Annotated in this window: 18 protein-coding genes and 2 pseudogenes; 9 read left to right on the top strand and 11 right to left on the bottom strand. The window is 63.4% G+C overall.

The window, feature by feature from the left end; genetic code table 11:
* Window positions 1–6: 6 nt before the first annotated feature.
* Window positions 7–3,255 (bottom strand): efflux RND transporter permease subunit, encoded by a 3,249-nt coding sequence (locus PL79_RS26085; protein WP_044849159.1) that lies wholly within the window; start codon window positions 3,253–3,255, stop codon window positions 7–9.
* A gap of 322 nt (window positions 3,256–3,577) precedes the next feature.
* On the opposite strand from PL79_RS26085, the gene PL79_RS26080 reads away from it, so the two are divergent.
* Complete coding sequence (locus PL79_RS26080; RefSeq protein WP_044849158.1) at window positions 3,578–3,883, top strand: DUF4148 domain-containing protein; 306 nt, start codon at window positions 3,578–3,580, stop codon at window positions 3,881–3,883.
* Window positions 3,884–4,112: 229 nt separating this feature from the next.
* Here the strand turns inward: PL79_RS26080 and PL79_RS36765 are convergent.
* Window positions 4,113–4,343 (bottom strand): annotated as a pseudogene (locus PL79_RS36765) (ISNCY family transposase); the annotation flags it as partial.
* Between the two features lie 100 nt (window positions 4,344–4,443).
* Window positions 4,444–4,758, bottom strand: coding sequence for a hypothetical protein (locus tag PL79_RS26070; protein ID WP_044849157.1), 315 nt, complete (start codon window positions 4,756–4,758; stop codon window positions 4,444–4,446).
* 179 nt (window positions 4,759–4,937) lie between these two features.
* Between PL79_RS26070 and PL79_RS26065 the strand changes: the two genes are divergently transcribed.
* From PL79_RS26065 to rpoD, 3 genes are all read left to right on the top strand, one after another.
* Window positions 4,938–5,366, top strand: a complete 429-nt coding sequence (locus PL79_RS26065; protein WP_044849161.1) for an antitoxin Xre/MbcA/ParS toxin-binding domain-containing protein — start codon at window positions 4,938–4,940, stop codon at window positions 5,364–5,366.
* Window positions 5,363–5,836 (top strand): RES family NAD+ phosphorylase, encoded by a 474-nt coding sequence (locus tag PL79_RS26060; protein WP_044849156.1) that lies wholly within the window; start codon window positions 5,363–5,365, stop codon window positions 5,834–5,836. The genes PL79_RS26065 and PL79_RS26060 overlap by 4 nt, the downstream gene beginning before the upstream one ends.
* A 555-nt stretch (window positions 5,837–6,391) precedes the next feature.
* Complete coding sequence (rpoD, locus tag PL79_RS26055; protein ID WP_235879334.1) at window positions 6,392–8,419, top strand: RNA polymerase sigma factor RpoD; 2,028 nt, start codon at window positions 6,392–6,394, stop codon at window positions 8,417–8,419.
* Between the two features lie 272 nt (window positions 8,420–8,691).
* Here rpoD and PL79_RS26050 read toward each other — a convergent pair whose 3' ends face one another.
* Entirely contained in the window at window positions 8,692–9,408 is a 717-nt protein-coding gene (locus PL79_RS26050) for a hypothetical protein (protein ID WP_044849155.1), read from the bottom strand.
* Window positions 9,409–9,462: 54 nt separating this feature from the next.
* Complete coding sequence (locus PL79_RS26045) at window positions 9,463–11,766, bottom strand: YjbH domain-containing protein (protein WP_044849154.1); 2,304 nt, start codon at window positions 11,764–11,766, stop codon at window positions 9,463–9,465.
* Window positions 11,767–12,487: 721 nt separating this feature from the next.
* Between PL79_RS26045 and PL79_RS26040 the strand changes: the two genes are divergently transcribed.
* Window positions 12,488–13,360, top strand: coding sequence for a hypothetical protein (locus tag PL79_RS26040; RefSeq protein ID WP_135801144.1), 873 nt, complete (start codon window positions 12,488–12,490; stop codon window positions 13,358–13,360).
* Window positions 13,361–13,688: 328 nt separating this feature from the next.
* On the opposite strand, the gene PL79_RS26035 is transcribed toward PL79_RS26040, so the two are convergent.
* From PL79_RS26035 to PL79_RS26025, 3 genes are all read right to left on the bottom strand, one after another.
* Window positions 13,689–15,179, bottom strand: coding sequence for an ISNCY family transposase (locus PL79_RS26035; protein WP_044843138.1), 1,491 nt, complete (start codon window positions 15,177–15,179; stop codon window positions 13,689–13,691).
* Between the two features lie 183 nt (window positions 15,180–15,362).
* Complete coding sequence (locus PL79_RS26030; protein ID WP_044848672.1) at window positions 15,363–15,959, bottom strand: recombinase family protein; 597 nt, start codon at window positions 15,957–15,959, stop codon at window positions 15,363–15,365.
* A gap of 21 nt (window positions 15,960–15,980) precedes the next feature.
* The gene (locus tag PL79_RS26025) at window positions 15,981–20,066 is read right to left on the bottom strand and encodes a CheR family methyltransferase (protein ID WP_044848673.1); all 4,086 of its coding nucleotides are present in this window, start codon (window positions 20,064–20,066) and stop codon (window positions 15,981–15,983) included.
* Between the two features lie 701 nt (window positions 20,067–20,767).
* On the opposite strand from PL79_RS26025, the gene PL79_RS26020 reads away from it, so the two are divergent.
* The 3 genes from PL79_RS26020 (at window position 20,768) to PL79_RS26010 (ending at window position 22,138) form a co-directional block, all read left to right on the top strand.
* Window positions 20,768–21,157 carry a hypothetical protein gene (locus tag PL79_RS26020; protein ID WP_135801143.1) on the top strand — a complete coding sequence of 130 codons (390 nt, stop codon included), beginning with the start codon at window positions 20,768–20,770 and terminating at the stop codon, window positions 21,155–21,157.
* A gap of 98 nt (window positions 21,158–21,255) precedes the next feature.
* Window positions 21,256–21,453 carry a hypothetical protein gene (locus PL79_RS26015; RefSeq protein ID WP_044848675.1) on the top strand — a complete coding sequence of 66 codons (198 nt, stop codon included), beginning with the start codon at window positions 21,256–21,258 and terminating at the stop codon, window positions 21,451–21,453.
* A gap of 130 nt (window positions 21,454–21,583) precedes the next feature.
* Window positions 21,584–22,138, top strand: coding sequence for a phasin family protein (locus tag PL79_RS26010; RefSeq protein ID WP_044848687.1), 555 nt, complete (start codon window positions 21,584–21,586; stop codon window positions 22,136–22,138).
* Between the two features lie 175 nt (window positions 22,139–22,313).
* On the opposite strand, the gene PL79_RS37270 is transcribed toward PL79_RS26010, so the two are convergent.
* Window positions 22,314–22,466 (bottom strand): hypothetical protein, encoded by a 153-nt coding sequence (locus PL79_RS37270; RefSeq protein ID WP_442861571.1) that lies wholly within the window; start codon window positions 22,464–22,466, stop codon window positions 22,314–22,316.
* Window positions 22,467–23,009: 543 nt separating this feature from the next.
* On the opposite strand from PL79_RS37270, the gene PL79_RS26000 reads away from it, so the two are divergent.
* Window positions 23,010–23,501 (top strand): PRC-barrel domain-containing protein, encoded by a 492-nt coding sequence (locus PL79_RS26000; RefSeq protein ID WP_044848677.1) that lies wholly within the window; start codon window positions 23,010–23,012, stop codon window positions 23,499–23,501.
* Window positions 23,502–23,550: 49 nt separating this feature from the next.
* On the opposite strand, the pseudogene PL79_RS25995 reads toward PL79_RS26000, so the two are convergent.
* Window positions 23,551–23,724: pseudogene (locus tag PL79_RS25995) on the bottom strand (BON domain-containing protein); the annotation flags it as partial.
* Between the two features lie 62 nt (window positions 23,725–23,786).
* A complete protein-coding gene (locus PL79_RS25990; protein ID WP_044848678.1) occupies window positions 23,787–24,791 on the bottom strand; it encodes a chemotaxis protein CheB in 1,005 nt (334 codons plus the stop codon).
* Window positions 24,792–24,986 lie beyond the last annotated feature (195 nt).

Genomic DNA, 24,986 nt, shown 5'->3' with positions numbered 1-24,986 from the left:
CCGAGCTCAACGCAGCGCCGGCGTGTCGGGCGCGTGCTGCGTGCGCCGCGCGGCCGAGGCGTCGCGGCGCCGCGCGAGCCATGCGTGGACGAAGCCGAACAGCACCGGGACGAACAGCAGCGTCGAGAACGTGCCGAACGCGAGGCCGCCGATCACCGCGCGGCCGAGCGGCGCGTTCTGCTCGCCGCCGTCGCCGAGGCCGAGCGCCATCGGCAACATGCCGATCAGCATCGCGAGCGCGGTCATCACGACGGGCCGGAAGCGGCTGAAGCCGGCGTCGAGCGACGCCTGCCACGGCGACGCGCCGCCCGCGAGCAGCTCGCGCGCCGCGTTCACGACGAGAATGCTGTTCGCGGTCGCGATGCCGATGCACAGGATCGTGCCGGTCAGCGCGGGCACCGACAGCGTGGTGCGCGTGACGAACAGCATCCACGCGATGCCGGCGAGCGATGCCGGCAGCCCGCCTACGATCACGAGCGGATCGAGCCACGACTGGAAGTTCACGACCATCAGCAGGTAGACCAGCGAGATCGCGAGTACCAGACCGCCGAGCAGGCCCGCGAACGACTCGTGCATCGCCTGCACCTGGCCGCGCAGCACGATCGACGAGCCGGGCGGCAGCTGCGCGCGCGCGGCGTCGACGAGCTTCGTCACGTCGGCCGTGACGCCGCCGAGATCGCGCCCCTGCACCGACGCGAAGATATCGAGCACCGGCTGCACGTTGTAGTGCGACACCACGGCCTGCTGCGTCGAGCGCGAGAACGTGCCGAGCGCGCCGAGCAGGTTCTGCGCGGGCGCACCCGCGGCCGGGCCGCCAGCCGGCGTCTGCGGCGGGCGCGCGGTGCCGGCCGGCAGCGGCACGTTCGCGAGCGACTGCAGCGAATTCACCGTGTATTGCGGCGTTTGAACGAGCACCGGGTAGCTGACGCCGTTGCGCGGATCGAGCCAGAAGTTCGGCGTCGTCTGCGAACTGCCGGACAGCGCGATCAGCAGATTTTGCGCGACGTCGCGCTGTTCGAGGCCGGCCTGGATCGCCTTCGTGCGGTCGACGTTCACGTCGATTGCCGGTTCGTCGCCGGGTTGCTGGATGCGCGCGTCGACGAGCCCGCGCACGCCGCGCAGCTTCGCGAGCAGCGTATTCGCGACCGCGCGGTTCTGGTCGAGCTTGTTGCCGACGATCTGGATGTCGATCGGCGCGGGCAGCCCGAAATTGAGGATCTGGCTGACGATGTCGGCCGGCAGGAACGCGAACGTCACGCCGGGGAACGACTGCGCGAGCACGTTGCGCAGCCTGGCGACGTATGCGGCGGTCGACGCGTGGTTCGGCTTCAGCGTCACCAGCACGTCGGCGTCCTCGGTGCCGATCGGATCCGATGAATCGTACGTGAGGTTGATCCCGCTCACCGGCACGCCGATGTTGTCGAGCACGCCAGCGAGTTCGCCCGCCGGAATCACGCTGCGGATCTTCGCTTCGACCTCGTCGGTCAGCCGCGCGGTTTCCTCGATCCGCGTGCCGGTCGGCGCTCGCAGGTGCAGACGGATCTCGCCGGTGTCGACCGACGGGAAGAAGTCCTGCCCGGCGAACGCGTAGAGGCCCGTCGACGCGACGCATGCGAGCAGGAACGCGGCCGCGAAGCGGCGACGCCGCGCGATCGCCGCCGAGAGCAGCGCGCGATAGCGCAGCCGCACGGCCTCGAAGCGATGCTCGAACGCAGCCTGGAAACGCGCCAAATGCACGAGCGGCGCGAATACGCCGCGCGGCGGCCGGCCGTTTCCTTTTGCGCGCATCAGCACCATCGCGAGGGTCGGCACCAGCGTGCGCGAGAAGAAGTACGACGCGATCATCGCGAAGATCACGGCCTCGGCCAGCGGCACGAACAGATAGCGCGCGACGCCCGTGAGCAGGAACATCGGCACGAACACGATGCAGATCGACAGCGTCGACACGAAGGTCGGCACCGCGATTTCTCCCGAGCCGGTCAGGATCGCGTCCTCGAGCGGCGCGCCGAGCTCGAGATGATGCGTGATGTTCTCGATCGCGACGGTCGCGTCGTCGACGAGGATCCCGACCGCGAGCGCGAGCCCGCCCAGCGTCATGATGTTGATGGTCTGGCCGAGCGCGGACAACGCGAGCAGCGACGTGAGCACCGCGAGCGGGATCGTGATCGCGATGATCAGCGTCGCGCGCCAGCTGCCGAGGAACAAGAGGATCATCAGCGCGGTCAGGCACGCGGCGATCAGCGCCTCGTGCACGACGCCCTGGACAGCCGCCTTCACGAACACCGACTGATCGTCGAGCGGCGAAATGTGCAGCGCCTTCGGCAGCCCGGCCGCGATCTTCGGCAGCATCGCCTTCACCTGGTCGATGATCGTCAGCGTCGACGCGCTGCCGGTCTTCTCGACCGTCAGCAGCGCCGCGCGCTTGCCGTCCACCCGCACGATGTTGGTCTGCGGTGCGTAGCCGTCGCGAACGTGCGCGACGTCGCGCACGTACACGACATTGCCGCCGATCGTCTTCACCGGCAGATCGTTCAGCGCGGCGACCGTCTGCGTGCTGCCGTTCATCTGCACGTTGTATTCGTGCGTGCCGATCTTCGCGGTGCCGCCGGGCAGGATCAGGTTCTGCGCGTTGATCGCGTTCACGACGTCGATCGGCGCGAGCCCCTTCGCCTGCAGCGCGCGCGTATCGAGGTCGACGACGATCTGGCGGATCTTGCCGCCGAACGGCAGCGGCACCGCCGCGCCCTGGACGGTCGCGAGCTGCGTGCGGATGAAGCTGTTGCCGAGGTCGTACAGCTGCTGCTCGGCGAGCGTGTCGCTCGACAGCCCGAGCTGCAGGATCGGCACCGTCGACGCGTTGTACGTGATGATGTTCGGCGGCAACGTGCCGGGCGGCAGGATGCGCAGGATCGACGCGGCATTGCTCGCGGCTTCCGCGATCGCGCGATTGATGTCGGCGCCCGGGTGGAAGAAGATCTTCACGACCGACACGCCGTTCAGCGACTGCGACTCGATGTGCTCGATGTCGTCGACGTCGGACGTGAGCGCGCGCTCGTAGTTCGACGTGATCCGCTTGGCCATGTCCTCCGCGGAGAAGCCGTTGTATGACCAGACGATGCTGACGACCGGAATGTCGATGCTCGGGAAGATGTCGGTCGGCGTGCGCAGCAGCGCAAGCGGTCCCGCGATGAAGATCAGCAGTGCGAGTACGACGAACGTGTAGGGCCTGCGTAACGCCAGCCGGACGATCCACATGATGGTGCTCCTCGAAGCAGGGCATGGATGCCGCGTGCGATGCGGCGAGCGTGCAGTCTGCCGGCGCGGCGTTGACCCGACCCTGACCCGAGGATTACGAAACCGTTATCTGTGCTGGCGCGCAGGTGCGCAGTGTCCGACCGGACGGGCCGGCCCGTGACCGACATGCGGCCGCGATCAGATGACAAGACCGTAATCGAAGCCTCACCTTCCGGAAATCGCGCGAATCGCAGAATGGACACAACTCTTCATCACATCGATGCGGAGCGGATGTCCGGCCTGATCTGCGGACGCGAACATGCCATCTTGAGAGGTGAACATCATGAACAACCTGATTCGTGCGGTCCTGCTGTCCTGCGCGCTGAGCGCACCGATCTTCGCATTTGCGCAAACCACCGACCATGCGGTCACGCGGGCCGACGTGCGCGCCGATCTCGTGCGGGTCGAGAAGGCCGGCTATAAGCCGGTCGGGAGCGATCCTTACTATCCCGCCGACATCCAGGCCGCGGAAGCGAAGATCGCCGCGCAGCCATCGCAATCGGTGGCTGCACGGCCGAGCGTCGCCGGAGAGACGACCGCGCAATCGCTCGCATCGCTCGATACGGAGCAGCCGTACGAGCATCACTGAGCCCGATTTTCAACTGCCATCCGCGGCCCGAAGGAAGCGGCCGCGGATTTCGAATGCGTCATCTGCCGGTCGGCGCCGTGCGCGCCGCGATCGTGAGAATGAACGTGTCGGGCAGTACATCGCACGCACGGGCGTGCCGGCGGCGCACCTTCGGTGCGCCCTCATCGAGTCTTTCCCGGGAGTTTCATCATGCATCCGGCGCGCGCGAGGAAGAGCGACGGCAGCCGGTGCGGTGAATCAGCTTCCGGTTTACCGGTGTGTCATCCAGCAAGTAAAGCACTCGCTCGTGGAGCACTGCCGGCGATTTCGATACCCGACGTGTTTCACGCCAGGTCAACACTGTGTCCAGATGCTCGTCATCCCGCAGCGGCCGATGCGCATTGAAATCGCTTTTCGGTGGCTTCGCGAAGCGTGTGTTGTAAGCAGTGGTGAAGTAGGGCGCATAAGCGTTGGCACGGGCCCAACTCCACGCATGTGTATCCGAAAGCGTGCAGTAGATAGTCGGACCCGGCCCCGGAACAGAAGCAACTCTCCCGTCGGCTTCCGGTCGGACGCGCCGTTTACGCGTCGTTCAACCAGGGCATTTCCACGGGTGACACGACCAGTTGCCGGAACTCGCGTTTCAGATCGAAGATGAACCCGACCAGGATCATGGAGTCGGCGTAGGGAATCGGAAAGACCTGCGGATTCTCCGGCGTCCGCAGGGGCCGCTCTGGCGTGTCCGCTGTCGCTGCGGCGTTCTCGCGAACGCTTTCCAGGTCGTCAGCCATGGCCGGGCCACCGACTTTCAGCACACGGTTACGCAGCTCGCTGAAGGGTTCGATGCGCGCAGCGTCTTCGTGGTATTCGGGCACTTCATAAACGAACCAGGACATTGTCGTCTCCCATGAGAAGGGGCGCTATTCTAACGCTGCGCAAGGATCCACCAAAATCGGCCACGTTGTGCGACAGCCGGCTTGCGAGGCGTCTCCGCGTCTCAACTTTCAAGAACGCCTTGCGGGCGGTATCATTTGCGCTAAAATGAAGTATCAAATGATACTGAATGGGAGTCGCCATGTCACTCGTTACCCCTGAGGCCGTGGCTGCGGTCATGGGGCTGCGGCCGCTCCCGCATACGCTGGCGGAGCTGGAAGCGCTTGTGCGCGGCGGTCTGCCGAAGTCCGCGCTGCGCGCGGGCGTCGAACACGCGACGCAAGGCGCCGATGCTCGGCGCGCGCTGCTCGCCCGCATCATCCCCGAAGCGACCTACAAGCGCCGCCGCGATCGACTAACGCAAGACGAATCGGAGAAGACAGAGCGTCTGGCCCGGATCGTTGCAACGACCACCTACGTCTGGAACGACGAAGAGGACGCGCGGGCATTTTTGTCGACGCCACATCCTGAACTTGAGGGACGGGCGCCGCTCGACGTCGCGCTGACCGAGCTCGGTGCGCGCAGGGTTGAAGAGTTGCTCTGGAAACTGTTCTACGGGCTACCGGCATGAAGTTGTTTCGCATCGGTGACACGCGACACACGATCTGGAGCGGCACCGGCGCGATGCTGGTCGGTGGCCGCTTTAATAGTCCGGGCCGGCCTGTCGTCTACGCGGCGTCGACCTTCGCGGGTGCGATGCTCGAGGTGCTCGTGCATGCACGCATCGGCAAGGTGCCGAAAACCCACGGATGGGTCGAAGCAACCGTTCCCGACGACGTCAGCGTCGAACGCCATACGGCAGAAACGTTGCCGAGAGGATGGGGTGCGGCGGCACTGCAGGCAGCACGGCAGTTCGGCGACGAATGGATGGCAGAATCGCGTACAGCACTCCTGATCGTCCCTTCCGTCGTCGTCCGTGCAGAGTTCAACGTGCTCGTGAATCTGGCGCATCCTGACACCGCGCGGATCATCGTGACGGATCCACAACCGGTCGTGTGGGACGAGCGACTTTTTGCCATACCGCCAGTTGGCCGATCATAAATGCTTGATGGTGGTCTGCTAACCAACCTTCGAAGCGTCGTTGCTCGCTCGTACTGCGACGCACGGTTGGAAGCCGATGTGGGAACCCATTCCGAAGCTTAGGCGAGTCGACATCGAAGCGTATGGCTTCGGGCTCACGATTGACGGTGTCGGCGTACCGCTTATTGCACGAATGCGTAGAGCCGCGAAAGATGTGCTGTCGGTCAAGATGCCGGAGCGGGATCCTCGGCAGATGAGTGTTCTCTAAACGTCAATTTCAACCTCGCCATCGACGTATGGCCGCTTATCCTTGCAGGGGCAAGGCGGCCGAACTCGTTCCTGTGCAGGGGCGGTTGGGGGGGCGACTGCTACCCCCTTAATCGCAGCTAGAGCGGGCTTCACCGGTAAAGTGCATGGAAATCCAAGGGCCCCGTGTTGTGCCGCACAATACTTTCCGGTATCATTCACGCCCCCCACAAGCTGCGCATACGGATTTCGAGCGAGGCGTCCCGGCCTCGACCATCTTTGCGTATCACGATTCCGTTCGCATCCCGGCAGGCAACCCGTTCTGGCGTCATGCTCGCGACGATCGTCGGCTCATCTGTCGAGGAGCATGTATTGGCAATTTCTGATCGGAACGATTCCACATCCCCTGAAATCACAGCCACGGCAAAAGCCGGCCGCCGTGTGTCAAAGGGAAAGCCCCAGGCCCTGACGCCGACGGACATCGCGTCACTGGCACGCCAGAACGAGGAGCGCCAGCACCAGATGCGCGCGTTGATCGCGCTCGGTCGAGAGCGCGGCTATCTCACCCACGCGGACATCAACGACCACCTGCCCGACAACTTTGCTCAAACGGCGGCGATGGACACCATCGTCAGCACGTTCAGCGACATGGGCGTGGCCGTGTACGAACAAGCGCCGGACGCCGAAGCGCTCCTGCTCACCGACGCTGCGCCGGCCGTGGCATCCGACGATCAGGCGGACGAGGAGGCGGAAGCTGCGCTATCGACCGTCGATTCCGAATTCGGCCGCACCACGGATCCGGTTCGGATGTACATGCGTGAGATGGGGGCCAGCGAACTGCTGACCCGCGCCGGTGAAATCGAGGTCGCGAAACGGATCGAAGATGGTCTACAGGACATGATTCAAGCGATTGCCGCGTGTCCGTCGATCGTGTCCACGATTCTTGCCGATGTCGACCGCATCGTGGCAGGCGAACTCCGCATCGACGAACTGGTCGATGGCATCAGTGTCGACGCCGATGAAAGCGAAATGACGCCGGAGTCCCAAGAAGAGGATGCGGAAGCACTCGCCGCCGACGATGATTCGGACGAAGACGACGTCGAAACGGATGCCGGGGATTCGGAGAAGGCGAACGCGGCGCGCCTCGAAGAACTCACGAACGACAGTCTTGCGATTTTCGCACGCGTGCGTGCACTGTTCGAGCAGTTGCCGGATGTGCCTGTCACTGGCGGTGCCCGTTCCGCAGCCGCTGCGCAAGTGCGCACGGCGATCCAGTGTGAGCTCGCGCCGATCCGCTTTACCGCCAAGACCATCGACCGCCTGTGCGCAATTGTCCATGGGCAAGTGACTGAGGTTCGCGCGATCGAGCGCAGTATCCTGGCGATTGCTGTCGACCGTTGCGGCATGCCGCGCGACGCGTTTGTCGACTCGTTCCCGGGCCACGAGACCGATCTTGAATGGACGACCCGAGCGGCGGCGACCTCGCAGCAGTTTGGCGCGGCGCTCGAGCGACATCAGCCGGCGATTCAGGCGGCGCAGCAGAAACTCGTCGACATCGAGTCCCGGGTCTCGTTGCCGCTCCAGCAACTCAAGCAGATCAACCGCCAGATGAGTGCCGCGGAACTGAAAATGCGGCAGGCCAAGCGCGAGATGATCGAGGCGAACCTTCGTCTTGTCATTTCAATCGCCAAGAAATACGTGAACCGCGGCATGCAGTTCCTGGATTTGATCCAGGAGGGCAATATCGGCCTGATGAAGGCCGTGGACAAGTTCGAATACCGGCGCGGCTGGAAGTTCTCGACCTACGCGACCTGGTGGGTCCGCCAGGCTGTCACGCGTGCGCTCGCCGATCAGGCGCGGACCATTCGCGTGCCGGTCCACATGATCGAGACGATCAACAAGCTGAATCGGATATCGCGCGAAATCTTGCAACAGACAGGGCAGGAAGCGCATCCCGCAGTGCTGGCAAAGCGCATGGAGATGTCCGAGGAGAAAGTGCTCGGTATCCTCAAGATCGCCAAGCAACCTGTCTCGCTCGAAACCCCGGTGGGTGACGACGCCGATGCAACACTCGGCGACATGATCGAGGATGTCTCGGCGAGTTCACCGGCTGAGGCGGCGATTCACGCGAACATGCGCGCGGCGATCGACGAGGCACTCGCCGGGTTGTCGCCGCGCGAAGCCAAGGTTCTGCGGATGCGATTCGGGCTCGACACAAACTCCGATCACACGCTTGAAGAGGTCGGCAAGCAGTTCGACGTGACCCGCGAGCGGATCCGTCAGATCGAGAGCAAGGCGATGCGCAAGCTGATGCATCCCAGCCGTGCAGACAAGCTCAGGCCCTTTCTTGAGCGCTGAGGCCATTTCGTCTTTCACCCTCGAACTCACTTCGCTGGCCGGAACAAGTCGGCAGGCGGCATGCCCGGCGAGATTTGCTGCTGCGTCGCCCTCGGGAAATTCAGGCAACGTGCCTCCGAAAACTGAAAAAACGAACCCGATTGACACGGGGCGTCATATCAGCCGCCAAGGCACGGTTGCCCGGGCGCGCGCGTTCGACATCGAACCGCGTGGCGGGCAACGCGCCGGGTGTGAATCCGCGCGCACGGCGCCGCGCGCGGCTTCGCTCGCCGTTACGCCGGGTTGCCGCTGCCGCCGGTCCCGCCGGTGGGCTTGCCAGCTGCCTTGCCGGCGTCACCCACCTTGCCGAGCAACGTTGCAGACGGCTGGCCGTTTCCTCCGAGCGCACCCTTCGATTTCAGCGCTTCGAGGTCCGAATCCTGGCCGGTCTGGCCTGGCTTGAACGGCGTCGTCAGGAACGCGGACGTCGACAGCGTGACGCCGGTTTCGTTCTTGATGGTCTGGGCAACCCCATTCGCCGCAGCCGCAACGACAGCGGGGTTCGTCAACGCGCTTTGATACGTCGGATTGGACGCGAGGCCCGACAGCAGCCCGTTCAGGTCCGTGCCCAGTTGCCCCGCCAGATAGGTCAGCAGCAGTTCGGTCAACGGCGTCACGTTGAACGTGCCGCCGCCGCTCGCGAACGAGTGCAGCGTGGTCGTCCCGTTCGTGCCGGTGATCGCGCACGGCCCCGCGAGCACAAACGTGACCGAGAAAGCGCCGTTCGCGTCGGCCGTGCCCGAACCGTTGCCGGTCGCGCACACGATCGTGATCGCCGCGTTCGCCATCGCTGCACCGGTCGCGGCCGTGCCGTTGATCGTGGCCGACGACGCATTCGAAGGCGTCGTGCTCGGACTGTCGTCACCTCCGCCACAGGCCGCGAGCGTACCCGCGAGCGCAAACGTGCCGACTTGCAATGCCCTCACTGCCGCTTTCTTCATCGTCTTCATCGATTTTCTCCGTTAGATCAACCCGATTTTCCCGAGGACTCTCCGGTCCCTCGATCATTGAATGCTTGCCTCGCGCGCGGTCGACGAATGCACGCCGTCAGCCGGCAGCGCCGCCTCCGTCGCGGGCGGCGCCACGCCGGCGGAATGCGCGTAGCGCTTGTAGGCATCGCGCATCCGGTAAAGCTGCGTCGCGAAGTACTCGGCGCTGAAGCGCCCCTGGTTGAGCAGGAACTGTTGCGCGTTGTAGGCAAAGTCGAGATTCTCGGCGCCGTCTTGCGCAAGATAGTTCGACGATCCGACACGCGTGCGGAAATTGAGCGAGAACTGCTCGGGCCCGTTGATCTGCACGATCCCCGGCTTCATGCCCTGGCGCGGCGTCAACGGGAAACTGACCGACGCGCCGACGAACGAGCCGTGGCCGCTATGCCATCCCTGCACGCTGAACGACACGTCGTCGAACCAGCGCGTCAACGTGATCAGCGGGCCCTTGTCGCCACCGACATAGCGCGCGACGCCCGCCTCGATCCACATCTTCCATGCGGGCTCGACCCACCGGTACGTGAGCAGCGCGTTCTTCTCCGCCGGCAGCGCATCCTTGCCCGGCTCGTGATGCAGATAGGCGAGCTTCAGCCGCACCACGTCGGGACGGCCCGGTACGAACGCGGTCGTCTCGTTCTCGACGCCGAGGTACTGGAGGTCGAACTTGCCGAGCGCGGTCACGTTGAAAACGCGCGGCGCAATCCAGAAGCTCTGCACGAGCGCAACGGTCGACAGCCCGCCGCGCAAGCGGTATTGGTCGTAGACGCGGCCGTTGTCCATGTTCTTGCTGTTCGCAATCGGCACGATCACGCTCGAATACAGTTCCGCGCCGCGCCACAGCGGCACGAAGCCCTGGATTTTCGCGCCCACGGAGTAGTCGAAGTTGCCGTACTCAGTGCCGTAGAGGTAGTGCGTGACCGGCGCGACCTGGATCCGTACGAGCCCGTGCGCGCGGGCGTTGCCTACCCACGCAATCGAATCAGCATCGTGCGTCGGCCGCGTGCGCATCGACAGCGACGCGCCGGCGGCGGTCGACGCGCCACCCGCGACGAAGCGCGCGTAGTCCGCCCGATCGACGCTCACCTCGCCAACGGGCTCGTTCGCCTTCTTGATTACGACGCGCACGGTCTCGACGCCCTTCGGCGCGTACTCCGCTGCCGCGCCGAGCGCGATGCCCAGCGCGTCCGCCTCGTTCTGGTTGTAGCGGTGGTTTTCATATTCGACGACGAGATCCGCGCCCGCCATGCCGGCGCGCACGCGCTCGAGTCCGGCGTCCGTCAGCGCGCGCACGATCCTGTCGAGCGCCGCCGGGTCCGGCGCCGCGTCGACTGCCGGCGCGGCGGTCCGAACGAGATCCGGCGGCGTGTGAAGCGACGGCATGATTCGATCGTCGCGTGACGCATCCGCCGCCGCAGGCGTGACAGGCTCGATCCGCGTGAATGCGCTGAGCGGCGCGAGCGCGGCCGCAGGGCGCAGCGTGTCGTCCGGCGCCGATGTGCCTGCCGCGACAACCGGCGCGTCGCTACACAAGCTGTCGCCGCAGCGCGCGGCATCGAACCGCCGGCCGAGCGGAATCTGCACGCCGATCGAGAACGACGTGCGCGGCGCGATCCCGTCCGTATGCCTGAGCGAGCGCATCACGGTGCCCACGAGGCTCGCGTCGGCCAGCCACTTGATCGGCGGCGATTGGAAGCGGATGCCCGCATAGGGCGTTTTCGAATCGTGCTCCGCCAGCAGCGACAGGCCCGTGTGCCACAGCCGAAGCTCGGCGCCGCCGAACACCCCGTCGAGTCGGTCGCCGTGCCCGTAGCCGACCGTCAGCGTCGCGGGCCCGAGCACTTGCGATACGACACCGTAGGTGGACCGGAAGTAATGCGTTTGCCCGCCAACGTCATTGATGCCGATCGCGATGTCCGGCTGGTATGTGAAGAACTTCGGAATCGAGACCTTTGCGTTCGCCATCAGATGTCGAAGCACGATGTGGTCGTAGCCCGGCACCGTCGTGCGTACGTCGCCCGGATAGTTCGCCAGACCGCCGGATATCTCCACGTGCGGAAACAGGCCGATCGCGCCCCAGACGATGTCCGAACTCGTCGTCTGCTTCCCGAACCGTGGATCGATGTAGTTGTTGTATTGCCCCTCGAATGTTCCTTCAGGCAGCGTGAATCCGTATGGAATCAATAGCCCGCCGGACTGCCCCAGCGATGTCAGCACGGGCGTGCCCGCCGCACCAGCCGGCAGGGAAAATGCCACCGCTGCCCCCAGGGCAATGGCCGCCGGCTTGTTCGTGGTCGCGTTCGCACGTAGCTTGATCGTCATCGGTCGTGTACTTGGTTGTTCGTATCGTGTGTGGCATCCGACATCGCCGAACGTCGACATGCACCGCCGCGGCACTGGCATCGCTCGTGGCCGTGAACGCTCATGCGGCGACGATGCGATCGAAGATCCCTCTCGATCCTCTACCCAACCCCGTCCCGCGGAACGGCGAAGTGCCCGCATCACCCGCGACGCACCGGTATGCATAACTCCGATCGCTGTCGCGCGCCGATCACATGGGACCGTGATCGACACATGGCACCGTGATCGACACATGGCAACGCCCCCCCCAACATCGCGCGCCCGTTAGCGATTTGGCGCGCCCACCGCGTCCTGCCGCGTGGAACGTTCCCCGAAGCGACTCGCTCGCGCAATCAAGCCCGGCGACCGCAATCGGCACCGGGTTTCGTCAATATCGTTTCATTCGCATAACTTATAATTAGACCGACTTTCACCCCATGCTCATGCGTCCGGCGATCGGGCCGACGCCGTGCGGTACACGTCCGCGGGCAATCGTTTCATTCAGACGTGCGCTTCCCATGGGTTCGCATGTCTCGCTGCTGTATTACCGATCGTTACCTATATGCGAGTAAGTCTAGTGGAAACCGGAAGCGCAATCTGCGCCGGATTCTTGATCAAATCCGACAACTTGAGTCGACGGAAATAAGCATGCCCGGGCGCGCGAATGGGATCGCCTTTCGCTTGAACACCGGATAAACCAGTATTGAATCAATCGCTTGATGCGTGCGTGCGCACCTTGGAGCGGCTCGAACAGTACCTCGACGTGCTCGCGCGATTTGGCTATGGCGATCGCGCTTCAATCGTGGCTTTTCATCCGGGTTATGCCGCCGTGACGACCTGGTCACCGGACAAACTGTTGACCGTGGCAGGACCGTTAAATGACCGGGCCGCGGCACCGGACGTGGCGAGCCGGGCGGTGCGCGTCCACCGGCGCGCAAACGCGGAGTCGCTGGAGTACCTCGTCGACAGAATGCCGGCAAGGACCATGGACGCGTTGAATCAGAGGCTGTTCGTCATGGACATGTGTCCGACGCTCGTGCGCTATGTCGTCGAAGAGCAGAGACTGAACGATGTCCGGTCACTGTATGACTGGGACTACGCGGAAGCCTGGGGCGATAAAGATTACGCGGGCTTCCGGACAATCGACGACGCCGAACGCGCGCTGATCGAAGATGCGTTTCGGCGTAAGAATCTCGCGGTGCTGGAGGGCAATCGGAAATGTCTCGATGACGTCGTCTCCGCGCACGTCCGCGCGGCCGTCCTTGCACCGATCGACCGCACCGACGAAGGCTGGGAGGCGTATTGCGAAGCATGTCGCCAAACCGAGTGCCGTGAGCGTGACGCACTCTATCCGATTCTTCACGTCGTGCTCAATGAGACCGCGGGCATGCCGCTACGCAGCTTGCTGGAGGCGGCGACACAGGCGGGGCCGACTTTTCTGCGGCAATGTGATCGACAGGGCTTACGCTATGGGTTGACTCCGTTCTTCGTCTATTCGGAGATGCCGGCATATCTGGCGCAGTCACGCTTTTCTCGCTTATGGAGTCAATTATATTCGGAGGTGCAATTGCATTAATTTGAATAAAAATTTCAAATAGTCTATGGCGATGGGATACATCCTGAATCACCTTGAATCGGTCCAGCTCGCGCATCGTCATCGTGATCGTCCCAGTCCCGTTCATCGCCGGCGCTCCCTGTTGGCTGCATGGTCGGCTCCCGGGCTTACTCAACGAGCCGTCCAGCATGCCAGCAGTCAAAAACACGACATCTGTAAATAGCCAGAACACGACATTAGGATATGGCCGCTACAATCAATGTCAAAGCCATTCTCAAATGTCCGCGTCTCGGCTAAGTTGAAATGTCCGGGTTTACGGGCTTGAGGCTTGTTTCTCTTGGGTTGCAGATCACGCCGTGTCGAAGAGCTGATCCTGAACGGGCAGGGTGCTTACGCTTGCGTCACGGCCCCTTGCAGACCGACGGCCAGGTTTGCGCGCGGGCTGTTGGACCTGTCTGCGTTCGGCGAGATCCACGATCACTTTCTCGACGTCCGCCTGCACGAACTCGCGCTGCTTCTTCTTGCCCGGCTGAGTGGCGCAGCGATTCGTCTTGGTCGAATCGCCCCGATGCGTTCGAGACGGTGCCTTACCGATTCGGCTGTTATCGCGCTGCGCCTGAAGCGCTTGCGCGATCTGCAGCACGTGACTCAGACGCTTGTGTTCGACGATGGCACCTTGATCGATCTCAGCCAGCCGGTCGTACTGCCTGCAGGGCAACACGCGACCCTCTGTTCGGAGTTCGATGCGCCCATCCGGGTACTCCCACACCTCGATCTGCCGGTCGATCAACTTTCGATTCTCCGGCGTGTCCTCCAGCAAGTACATCACCCGGTCGTACTGCACCGTGAGCGACTTCGTCACTTTTCGCGGCTCGCGCCACGTCAGCACCAAGTCAAGATTCTCATCGGCGCGCAACGGTCGATGCGCATTGAAGTCGCTCTTCGGCGGCTTCGCAAAACGTGCGTTGTAAGCGGCCATGAAGGAGGGCGCATACGCATTGGCGTCAGCCACCGTGTTGATCCCGCGCAATCGCATCTCCTTGACCAAGCGATCCTGCAGCGTCAGATGTGCTCGCTCGACTCGCCCCTTGGCCGGACTGCTGTTTGCGCAGAACGCGTCGATGTTCAGCTCGTACATCGCGCGACCGAAGTGCGTCACACGATTACCAGTCTTGCCTGGCGTTACGTTGCGGAACACGCTGTACTTGTCGCTATAGAACGCCCCCGGCTTGCCGTGGCACTCGATGTACGCGCGCGTCGCCTCGAAGTAGCTGAAGGTCGATTCGGTCTGCGTGAAGTGCAGCATCATCAGCCGACTCGTCGCGTCATCCACATACACCAGCAACGTGCAGGCCGGCGCCCGTTCCTCGAACCACCGATGATCGCTGCCATCGATCTGGATCAGTTCACCCAGGCACGCGCGTCGCGCCCGCGGTTGATAAACCTTCGGTGGCCGCTGCCGGCGCGGCACCCACAGGCCAGCGTCGGTCATCAGCTTCCGGACCGTCTCCTTGGCCAGCCGAATGCCGTGACATTCCCAGAGCTTCTCGCAGGCCAGCGTCGGGCCAAAATCGGCGTAGCGATCACGGATGATCGACAGCACCCGGTCAGCCGTCATGCTGTCCAATCGGTTGTTGCTGGGCTTCGCGCGCCTTTGCGACACGAGACCTTGCGGCCCGTGCTCACGCAATCGGCCGACCAGTCGCCGAATCTGCCGCGTTGTCAGCCCGAGTCGCTCGGCCGCGCGCCACGGCTGAAGCTTGCCGTCCGCGACGTCCTGAATGACCTTAAACCTGTCCAGCTCGCGCATCGTCATCGTGATCCGTTCCGTTCCAGCCATCAAAGCCTCCGGCGCTGGATTCCCAGCGGCCGATCAGCTTACGATGGGTCGAAAAGCGGACATTTGAACTTGGCTAGAAGCGGACATTACAACTTAGCCACTACAATCAAAAAGTTCGATCATCGGCATTATGTCAACTAAACTTCCGACTGTACCCGAGCAGTCAAGACAATTGCGCACCCGTCAGTCTTCCGTAGCGGCAGTCGCGGAAGACGCCCGTATCCGCATGACGGTTTGACGCGAGGTGCCGAATTTACGTGCGACCTCGCTGACCGACAGGCCTTTGTCGAGCGAACGCATGACGCGCTCCTGATCGTGGCGCGACAGCGAGGCTGGCCGGCCAGTATGCTGTCCGCGTTCCTGCGCGAACTTCAGGCCGTTCTGGCTGCGTTGGCTTCTCGTCGCGATTTCCATCTGGACGATCGCGCGCAGCGTTTTGACCGCTTGCCGTTCGGGACGGCCTGCGAGGTCCACGTTGCCGAGTTCGACGCACAGGACGGAAATTCCTTTGTCGCGACATGCCATCAACGTCGAAAGTACATCGCGCGCGCTGCACCCGAGCGCGGAAAGTTCGAGTACCACCAGAGAATCGCCGGGAGCAACACGCCGCAAGAGACCCTTCAGTTCCGGCCGACCGGCTGCCGCGACGTACGGGTGCACATGTTCGATCGCGGTGCGGCTGAGCACGACGGTGTAACCGGCCTTGTCGAGCTCGAACAACTCCTTTTCCGGATCCTGACGATCGACTGGTTTGTTGAGGTAGAAATAAGTGCGAGCCACGACGGTGTCCTGGAGCGGGCATCAACGACGCGAACGCGCAAGAACGGACAGCAAGTCGTCCAGCGCCACCGGTTTCAGCAGATGCGCGTCGAAGCCGGCATTCGTGGCCTCCTTCACGTCGGCCTCCTGGCCAAAGCCGCTGAGCGCGATACAGGTCACCGATCTGAGCGCCGGCGCTTCGCGCAGCTTCGCGATGAACGCCAACCCACCCATGCCTGGCATGCCGATATCGGACAGGACGAGGTCCGGTATCTGGCCGTCGAGCAGGGACAACGCCTCTTCTCCGCTGGTCGCCGTCTGGACGATCGCGCCATCGCTTTCCAGCAGGACCTTGAAGGTTTCGACGGTTGTAGCGTCGTCATCGACCATCAGGATATGCAGACCGTGCAACGATTCCGCCACGGGTCCGCTGGCAGGACTCGTAACTGCGACAGCGCGATGGGTCGGGAGCGTGATAGTGAATGTCGCACCGCGGCCGACACCTTCGGATTCCGCCCGTACCGCGCCGCCATGCAGGCTCACGAGATCCCTGACCAGCGCAAGGCCGATGCCGAGGCCGGCACGGCGTGCGTTCGAGTCCCGGCTTTGCTGGAACATGTCGAAGATGTGCGGCAACAGCGACGGCTCGATCCCGCTGCCGGTATCTGCCACACGCAGCACGGCCTCGGCATGTTCGTTGACCTGCAGCGAGACATCCACCGAACCGCGCTGGGTGAATTTCAGCGCATTGCTGATCAGGTTCCAGACCGTCTGTTCGATTCGCGTGATGTCGGCATGAATGATGACCGGCGAGCCCGTCATGGCGACGTTGAGCGCGAGGCTGCGCTGGGTCGCTTCGGCCTGAACGGCGTCGGTGACACGACGGACGACCTCGCGCAGGTCGACGGGCGTCCGCACGACCGACAGCTTGCCGGTCCGTACGCGCGAGATATCGAGTAAATCGTCGATGATCTGGGCTTGACCCATCACGGTGCGCCGGATCGTGTCGGTTGCACGCAAGAGGTTCAGGTTCTGCCGCGTTTCCGGCGCGCGCGCAATCAGTTCCGCGCTCGCCGAAATCAGATTGAGCGGATGCTTGAGTTCGTGGGATACCACGGCGAGGAATTCGTCGCGCCGCCGCTGGGTATCCCGCTCGCTGGCTTCTCGGACGAGTTCGGGCTTTGCGGCGCGGGCGGCCGTTGCGGACTCGGCGAATTCCCCCAGGTCACGAGCGATTTTCGCAAATCCGCTCACACCCGGTTCATCCAGACGCGCCAGCACGCCGCTCGCAAAGAAGTGCGTGCCGTCCTTGCGCTGATGCCAGCGCTCCTCCTCGGTGCGCCCATTCAGTCTGGCCTCCGCGAATTCGCGCCGGGCAACGTTATTGACACGGTCCTCCTCGGTCGAAAGGATATCGGCGGACTGCCCGATCATTTCCGCTTCCGAGTACCCGAAGATCCGCTTCGCACCGGCATTCCAGCTCGTGATGAGGCCGTCGTCGTCGAACGTGATGATCGCGTAGTCCTTGGTGCCTTCGGCCACGATACGCATGCGCCGTTCGCCTTCGCGCAGCCGGTCTTCCGCGTGACGACGGTCCGTGATGTCGACGAACGACAGCACCGCGCCGTCGATACGATCTTCCGTCGTCCGGTAGGGAACGAAGCGCGCGAGATACCAGCGCCCATCGTTGCTCTTCAGCTCCCGCTCGATCAGGCGCAGCGAATCGAACGCCTCCGCTGCATCGTCGGCGAGCTTCGGGTATTCGAGCCGATGCGTGATATCCAGCAACGATCGTCCGATATCGGAAGGAATGATGCTGAAGACATCGGTCGCACGCGGCGTGTAACGCTTGATGCAGATATTGCGATCGACGAAGATCGTGCCGATGTCGTTCGCGGCAATCAGGTTGTGCAAGTCGTCGTTGATCTTGCCGGTTTCCTCCACCTTCGATTTCAGCTCGGCATTGACGGTGGTCAACTCCTCGTTGATCGACTGAAGCTCTTCCTTGCTGGTTTCGAGCTCCTCTGTCGCCGAACGCAGTTCTTCGTTGATGGCCTGAAGTTCCTCGTTGGAGGCCTTCAGCTCTTCCGTCGACGTTTCCGACTGCTCGATGGTCGACTGAAGCTGCTCTTTCGTGCGCTGCAACTCGCGCTCGAGCTGGTCGATGATCGGATCTTTTTGCGCGTCGGCCGTCGATGTTTCCGATCCGCTCATGCTGTCTTCGACTTCATCGAACAACACCAGCACGAAATCCGCATTGGCCTCGGGATCGTGCACGGGACGCGCCGTCATGTTGACGAAATACGAACGTGCCTCGCGCTCTATCCTCACACGTCGCGCTTCCACACTGCGATTCGTGTGCAAGGCCTGGTAGATCGCGGTGCGCAGTTCGAGCCGCAGCTCGGGGCGCACCACCGCGATGATGTTGTGAGACGGTTCGCCCCCCGAGTACTGCAGGAAGCGCCCTGCGCGGTCGGACAAGTGAACGATTTCGGAATCGCGGCTGACGAGCACGCTGGGCGGTGCATGTTGCTCGACAAGACGCTGATGCAAGTCGCCAAAGGAGAGGCGGCGGCGTCCCGGCGGCTGCACCGTCGAAACGATCGGCCGTGCGCTCAGGGTGCTGGAAATCGACGCCGGCACGAGCGTATCGCCGCGCACCGCCACGTTCGCACGGTAGATGCAGTTGCGCTTGTCGATGACGGTGAACATCGAACTGACGCTGTCGGCCGATTCGGAGCTGCCGAGAAACAGCACGCCGCCCGGACGCAGCGCGAAATGAAACATCTTCAGAATTTCAATCTGGGCTTCCCGATCCAGATAAATCAGCAAGTTACGGCAGCAAATCAGATCGAGCCGCGAGAACGGTGGATCGCTCAACACGTTGTGATGCGCAAACAGCATGTGCTCGCGCAGTTCCTTCTTGACCCGATAGTGCGCGGCGTCTCTTGTAAAGAACTGGCGTACGCGGCCCGGCGTCACGTCGGCGAGAATCGAATCGGGATAGAGGCCGGCACGCGCGAAGGAGATTGCCCGCTCGTCGATATCGGTCGCGAAGACCTGGAACGAATTGCCCTCGGGCGACTTCAGCGATCGGTCCTGCAGCAGCATCGCCAGCGAATAGGCTTCTTCGCCGGTGGCGCATCCGACCGACCATACGCGGACGCGGTCCTGCTCGTCTCGCCTATCGAAGATACCGGGCAGGACATCCCGCTCCAGCACGTCGAACGCCTCCTTGTCGCGGAAGAAGTTCGTGACGCTGATCAGCATGTCCTGCAGCAGCGCCTGGGTTTCCTCCGGGTGCAGGTGGAGGTGGTCGCGGTACGCCTGCAGATCGGTGATGCCGTTGACCTGCATGCGGCGCTCGATCCGTCGCAGAACGGTCGCCCGCTTGTAATGACGAAAATCGTGCGCGGTGCGCGTGCGCAGGATGATCATGATCTCGCGCAGCGCCCGTTCTGCCGCCTCGTTGCCCAGATCGTAGAGGTGTTCCTCGTTTTCGACCGCCGGCAGATGTATTTCCTTTGCAGTCAGCCACAGGTCCATTAGCCGCTGCGGCATCTCCGCCGCGGTGGCCACGAAGTCGACCATGCCGGTGGCAATCGCGCTGCACGGCATGCTGTCGTATTCCGCCTCCGCCGGGTCTTGGGCAAGCGTGATGCCGCCCATCTCCTTGACTCTCGACAGCCCGACGGACCCGTCCGAGCCGGCGCCGGACAGCACGATGCCGATTGCGCGTTCGCGGTGGGCTTCCGCCAGTGTCCGGAAAAACAGATCGATCGCGGCCTTGCGCCCCCCTTCTTCAGGCTGATTGGGGGCGACGCGCAAATAGTCGTCGACCATCGTCAGCGCGAGCGAGGGTGCGATCAGATAGACGTGATCCGGCTGAATGGGCGTGGCGCTCGTCACCTGGAGCACGGGCATGCTGGTTGCCTTCTGCAGCAGCGAAGCCATGTTGCTTTCGTGATCAGGCGCCAAATGCACGACCACGACAAACGCCATCGACGTGCGCGCCGGCAGCGCTTCGAAAAATTCAAGGAGCGCACTCAACCCGCCCGCCGACGCGCCGATACCGACGATCGGATGATTTGCCTGGCTCGGGAGAGTGTGGCCGCGTCTTTTCGACATCGCTGCTGATCCTTCGGAAGAATAGGTATTCGCGGCCAGGGTCAGGCAGGCTCCTGGCCCGCTTGCACCAAGATGCGCAGTAAACTTCCATTATCCTTCGAGAAGCAGCGACTGCAAGATTTTTGCCGCATGCCGCCATGCCGCACGCGCCGGGCCGCCGCCCGCCTCTTCCCCCTGGCGCGACGCAGGGTCGCCGCACCGTCCCGGCGAGTATTTTTTCCCGCGGTACGCCCGCCACATCGATCGTCACACATCTCACGTATCCGAAACGGCTGCGCAGACAGTTGCCGAAACTGAAATCTCCGATGCGCGGGATATTGCAACGAAAATCGGTCATGAATGTGCCTGATGGAAACGTATCCATTGGATTCGGGCTTCGCACATCCACGTCGTTGGCGACAACAGGGAGCACGCGCAGTTTTCGCGCCGCACGCTCAGTGCGCGATCTCGCCGACCATTGGGTCGCGACAAGGTGCCGGCCCCGCCGCGTCTCTCCTTGTTCGCTATCGACAACCGAAGGCGTCGCATTCTCACGCTCGAACGTATCGACGAGCGAGAAATCGCTCTTGCCTGCAGTCGGCGCAGCTGTCCGTAATGCTAAACATACGGACATGTTTACGTCGTGTACTCGCGACCGTCCCTCGCCTATGCTACGTACGGTCCCATCCCGGCTCGGACGAGCTCCTTACAGGGAAATCGCGATGGTTGTTCAAAGGCTTTCGATTCGTGCTGACTTCGGCAAGCTGAAGGTCATCGCGGTCTGGCAATGCCTCGCAAAAAACGGCATGAAAGTGTGTCGTTGGAGAGTTGAAGTCGATCGGACGACCCGCATGGAATCGATGACGGTCGACGTTGTCGGCGCCCATCCGATGCGCATCGCCGACCTCGCCGCCATGCTCGGCGACCCGCATCTCGAAATGAGAGTCGCGCCGTTTCATTTGACGGTGATCTCGAATCCGGGAGCCGAGCCTGCATCGGGGACGGGCGGCGCACGCGACGCGGTCGGTCCATTCGCACGCGTACGCTCAGGTCCGCGGCTGACGCTGGCCGGAGATGTCACGGATCACGTCACGTGCTCCAGGCGAAAATGATCGCGCCAAAGCGCGCGACGTAGTCCCGGTTTGCGGTCGTCACGACCGACACTCAGTGGATCGGTAAAAACGCCTATTTCAAATTCCAGGAGACAAAAATGCTGAGCCCTCACGAATTGGCGGCGCTCATGCTGATCAAGTCGTCGCCAGACCAGATCGACATGGAACGCGAGGAACTCGATACGCTGCTCGAGCAGCAACTCGTCATACTCGAGCGGCTCGCTTCCGGCGTGCGGCGTCCCTCGGTGACGGATGACGGCGAATTGCTGCTTCGTGCAGTGATGCGGGCACATTGACCAGCCTTCGCTGACCGACCGGGTCATGGCGGCCAGGCGCGACAGGCGAAAAGCCGTGACGTGGCCAACGTCCGCGCGCCGAGCAGGTGAACATCCACGGTAGTTCATTCAATTCAGGAGATTGTCGATCATGCAAACCCATGAATTGGTTTCCGGCGCGCAGCGCGCCAATCTCGACACTTTTTTCGATCTGGCCGGCACGATGGTCGATGGCGTCGGGAAACTGGCTGAACTCCACGCGCGCTTCACGCGGTCGACGCTGAAGAGCGCGCTGGAGATCGGACAGAACGCGATCGTCAATCCACAAGACTGGTTGGCGATCCAGAGTGCGACCGTCGCGCCGATGGCCGAGAACGTTCAGTCCTACAGCAGCGAATTCTGGGGAATCGTGTCGTCGGCCCAGACGTCGATGCTCAAGGCCGCGCAGGAGGGAAGCGACACGTATGTTCGTCGTGTCCAGACCTTCGTGGAAAACGCGACGAAACACGCGCCGAGCGGCTCCGAGGCGGCTGTCGCTGCCTTGAACTCCGCGATCGATGCCGCCAACGAGTTTTATCTGACGCTAGGGAAAACCGGGCAGCAGGCGGTCGAAGTCGCGCAAAGCACCGTCGATGTGGCGGCGGCCGCGGTGTCGAAGAGCGCCAGGCGCGCGATCGAGCAGGAGCCGCGCGCGGCGAAACGATAATTTGGCCGGCAGCGCCGCAGCCTGTCACCGCACATCACTCGACCAAGCGGACATTTTCCATCGCGGACCACGCCCGGATCGACTGTGCATTTGCGGGCATCTGCGGGGCTTCACGCGCGCTCGTCGGCGTCGGATTCGATCGAGCGTGCCTGTTCGACTTGTCGATTGTTCCGGTTCAAAAACCACGATCGTCCAACTGTTTTTCCCACTCGGCGAGTGCGAAATCGTCCTGCGGACGGCTCGCCGACTGCAACGCCCGACGCACGGCTTCGGTATCATCGAAGCCGGCATTCCCGAGCCACCGCACCTCCCTCTTGCCCTCGAACATCAGCCTGTCGGGCCGCGAAACCGGCGGCTCGTGCTTCCAAACCTGAAAACGGTCCCTCGCCGTATCGAATCCACCGCCGCGAACGTTGACTTCGTAGTGGACCGGATGTGTCGGTTTCGGCCAAGTCGTAGCGCCCTCCTGCATTGTCGACGCCGCCGTTGCGGGCGTTGCACGGCCGTTGCCATGTCGCGGCCCGCAGGCTCGCTCCCCCGCCCGGCCGCGGCGCTGGCGTCGTGGTGTGACGGGAGGGGCTGCCGCAAGCGGCATAGCCACGCCGCCGCGGGAACGTCCGTTGCGCTGGCGAACGCGTGCCCCGAAGGAGCATCCGACACGACCAAACCCCACCACGCCGGCGACGACGCGTTGACCCTGGGCCGGCGCGCCGTACATTCGACGCCGCCGCAGGCGTATCACGGCGGCACGCATGCGTATCGTTCGGAGCAGCATGTCGACGATGCGCGACGCGTCCCGCCGATTTGGAAACTCACCCGCGCGAAACGCTGCCCGACAGAGTCGACGTTCGCGCCAGCCAGTAGGATCACCATGAACACCACCGACCACCACGGAACCCGCATCATTCGCAAGGAACGTGAAACTGCGCGCGGCCCTGGCCCCGACTTCATGGCCGCCAGTACGCTCGAAGGCGACAAAGTGCTCACCGCGGACGGCGACCACGCCGGCAGGATCAAGGCGATCATGCTCGATGTCGGCTCCGGTCGAGTCGCCTATGCGGTGCTGTCGAGCGGCGGCCTGCTCGGGATTGGCGACAAGCTGCTCGCAATTCCATGGAACGAGCTCACGCTTGACGCTGCACACAAGTGCTTCGTGTTGTCGGTGTCAATCGAACAGGTTCGCAGCGCACAGGGATTCGACAAGGACCACTGGCCGGCTCTGGCCGATCCGCAATGGGCCGGACCGATCCGCGACTACTACAGCAGCGTGCCTCACTGGAGCGTCGATGACGAGTTCGGGTCCGATATGCCTGAAGATCAGCTGGCGCCAAATGTTCCTGGGCACGACGGACGCCAGCGCTGACACGCGGCGGTTGCATCGTCGCAGGAGAGCAGCATGGAAACGTGCGCCGTCATCTGGGCCGGATCGTGAGCTGGTCGTGGGCGTGCTGCACGCCATCGACATGCTTCACCGTATTGACGGCGAGCGTGCGCTGCTGCAGGTCCGGCACACTGCCCGTCAGCACGACGTCGCCGTGGCGCGTCTTCACGTGGATATCGCCTGACGACAGGTTGTCCTTGCCCACGCGTTGCCATCAAGGCCACCCTGAAACATGCGCCGTCTGCCGCGTTTCCAATCAGCGTCCGCTTACTGCGTTTCGCTCCGGTGCATCGTCGCCCCCACGGCATTGCGCAGGACCTCCGCGAGCTGCTCGTTCTCATCGATGCGGGCCTGCTCGATTGCAACGTCCTCGGCGTTGCCGCTCTGTCGGGCCCATTTCTGGCGCTCGAGCGCAAAGATCATTCGCTCGTGAACCGCCCGGATCGCCGCCCATATCGTGTCTTCCGCTTTCTGCGCCTGCGCGTCCTCCAGCGAAAGCACGGAGAACGCGTGCCCGGTATGGCACCGATAGCGCAACGGGCGATCGTCGCTCATGCGCCACAACACGCCGTGGCAACTGGGGCATGTGAGCGCGGAGCGTTCGCCGATCGCATCAAGTAGCTGTGGCGTCACGAGGCCGCGCTCCGCAAGCCGGGCCTCTTCGTCCAGATCGCGCAACTCTGCCATCTTGTCCTTCTCCTCCACACGTGCACCGTAGACCGCTGCATGAATGGTCCGCGGCAGTTCATCGGCCCGGGCGATCGCATCGGCGCCCGCCGCGGCAAGCGCGCTGCGCGGCATGGAAGGCGCGTCGCACTCATCGGGGTCCTGAACGATCCCGTAGCCGTCGCGGGCCCGGATTGCGGCAAGTCCGGCTGCGCCGTCGTCCAGATCGCCACTGAGCACCACGCCGACCACCCCGGCGCCGTATTCACGTGCCGCCGATCGAAACAGCGGATCGGCGGCCGGACGGGTGTAGTTTTCGGCAGCGGTATCGAGCAACAAGAAGATCCCGCCGCGTAGGATCATGTGCCGATCCGGCGGCGCGATGTAAATCCTTCCCTGCTGGGGGCGTTCCCCATGCATCGCCTGGCTTGCCAGCAAGGGACCCCATCGGGTCAGCAGCTCCGGCAGGATCGTCCGATGCCGGCCAATGTGCTGCACGATGCAAATCGGCACCGGGAGATCCGCGGCAACGCCCGCCACCAGCGTCCGGAGTACCGCGAGGCCACCGCGGGACGAGGCGATGACAACAATGTCTCGGTGGTTCATGGCACCTCCTATGCGGATGGTGCAGCAAGATTAGTGCCCGATACGGGATGCCGCCGAATGAACCACGTACGAGCAGGCGGTACGAAGCGCCGACCGACGCTCGAATAGACGACCTCGACGCGGGGACGAATGCATGCAGATGGACGACAGCGGACCGTCGTCCGCTGCCATCCCGTCACACGCGCATTGAACAGG

The organism is Burkholderia sp. USMB20 (assembly GCF_000949135.2).
Classification (GTDB): domain Bacteria; phylum Pseudomonadota; class Gammaproteobacteria; order Burkholderiales; family Burkholderiaceae; genus Burkholderia.
This window is presented reverse-complemented; position numbering and strand designations above follow the sequence as displayed.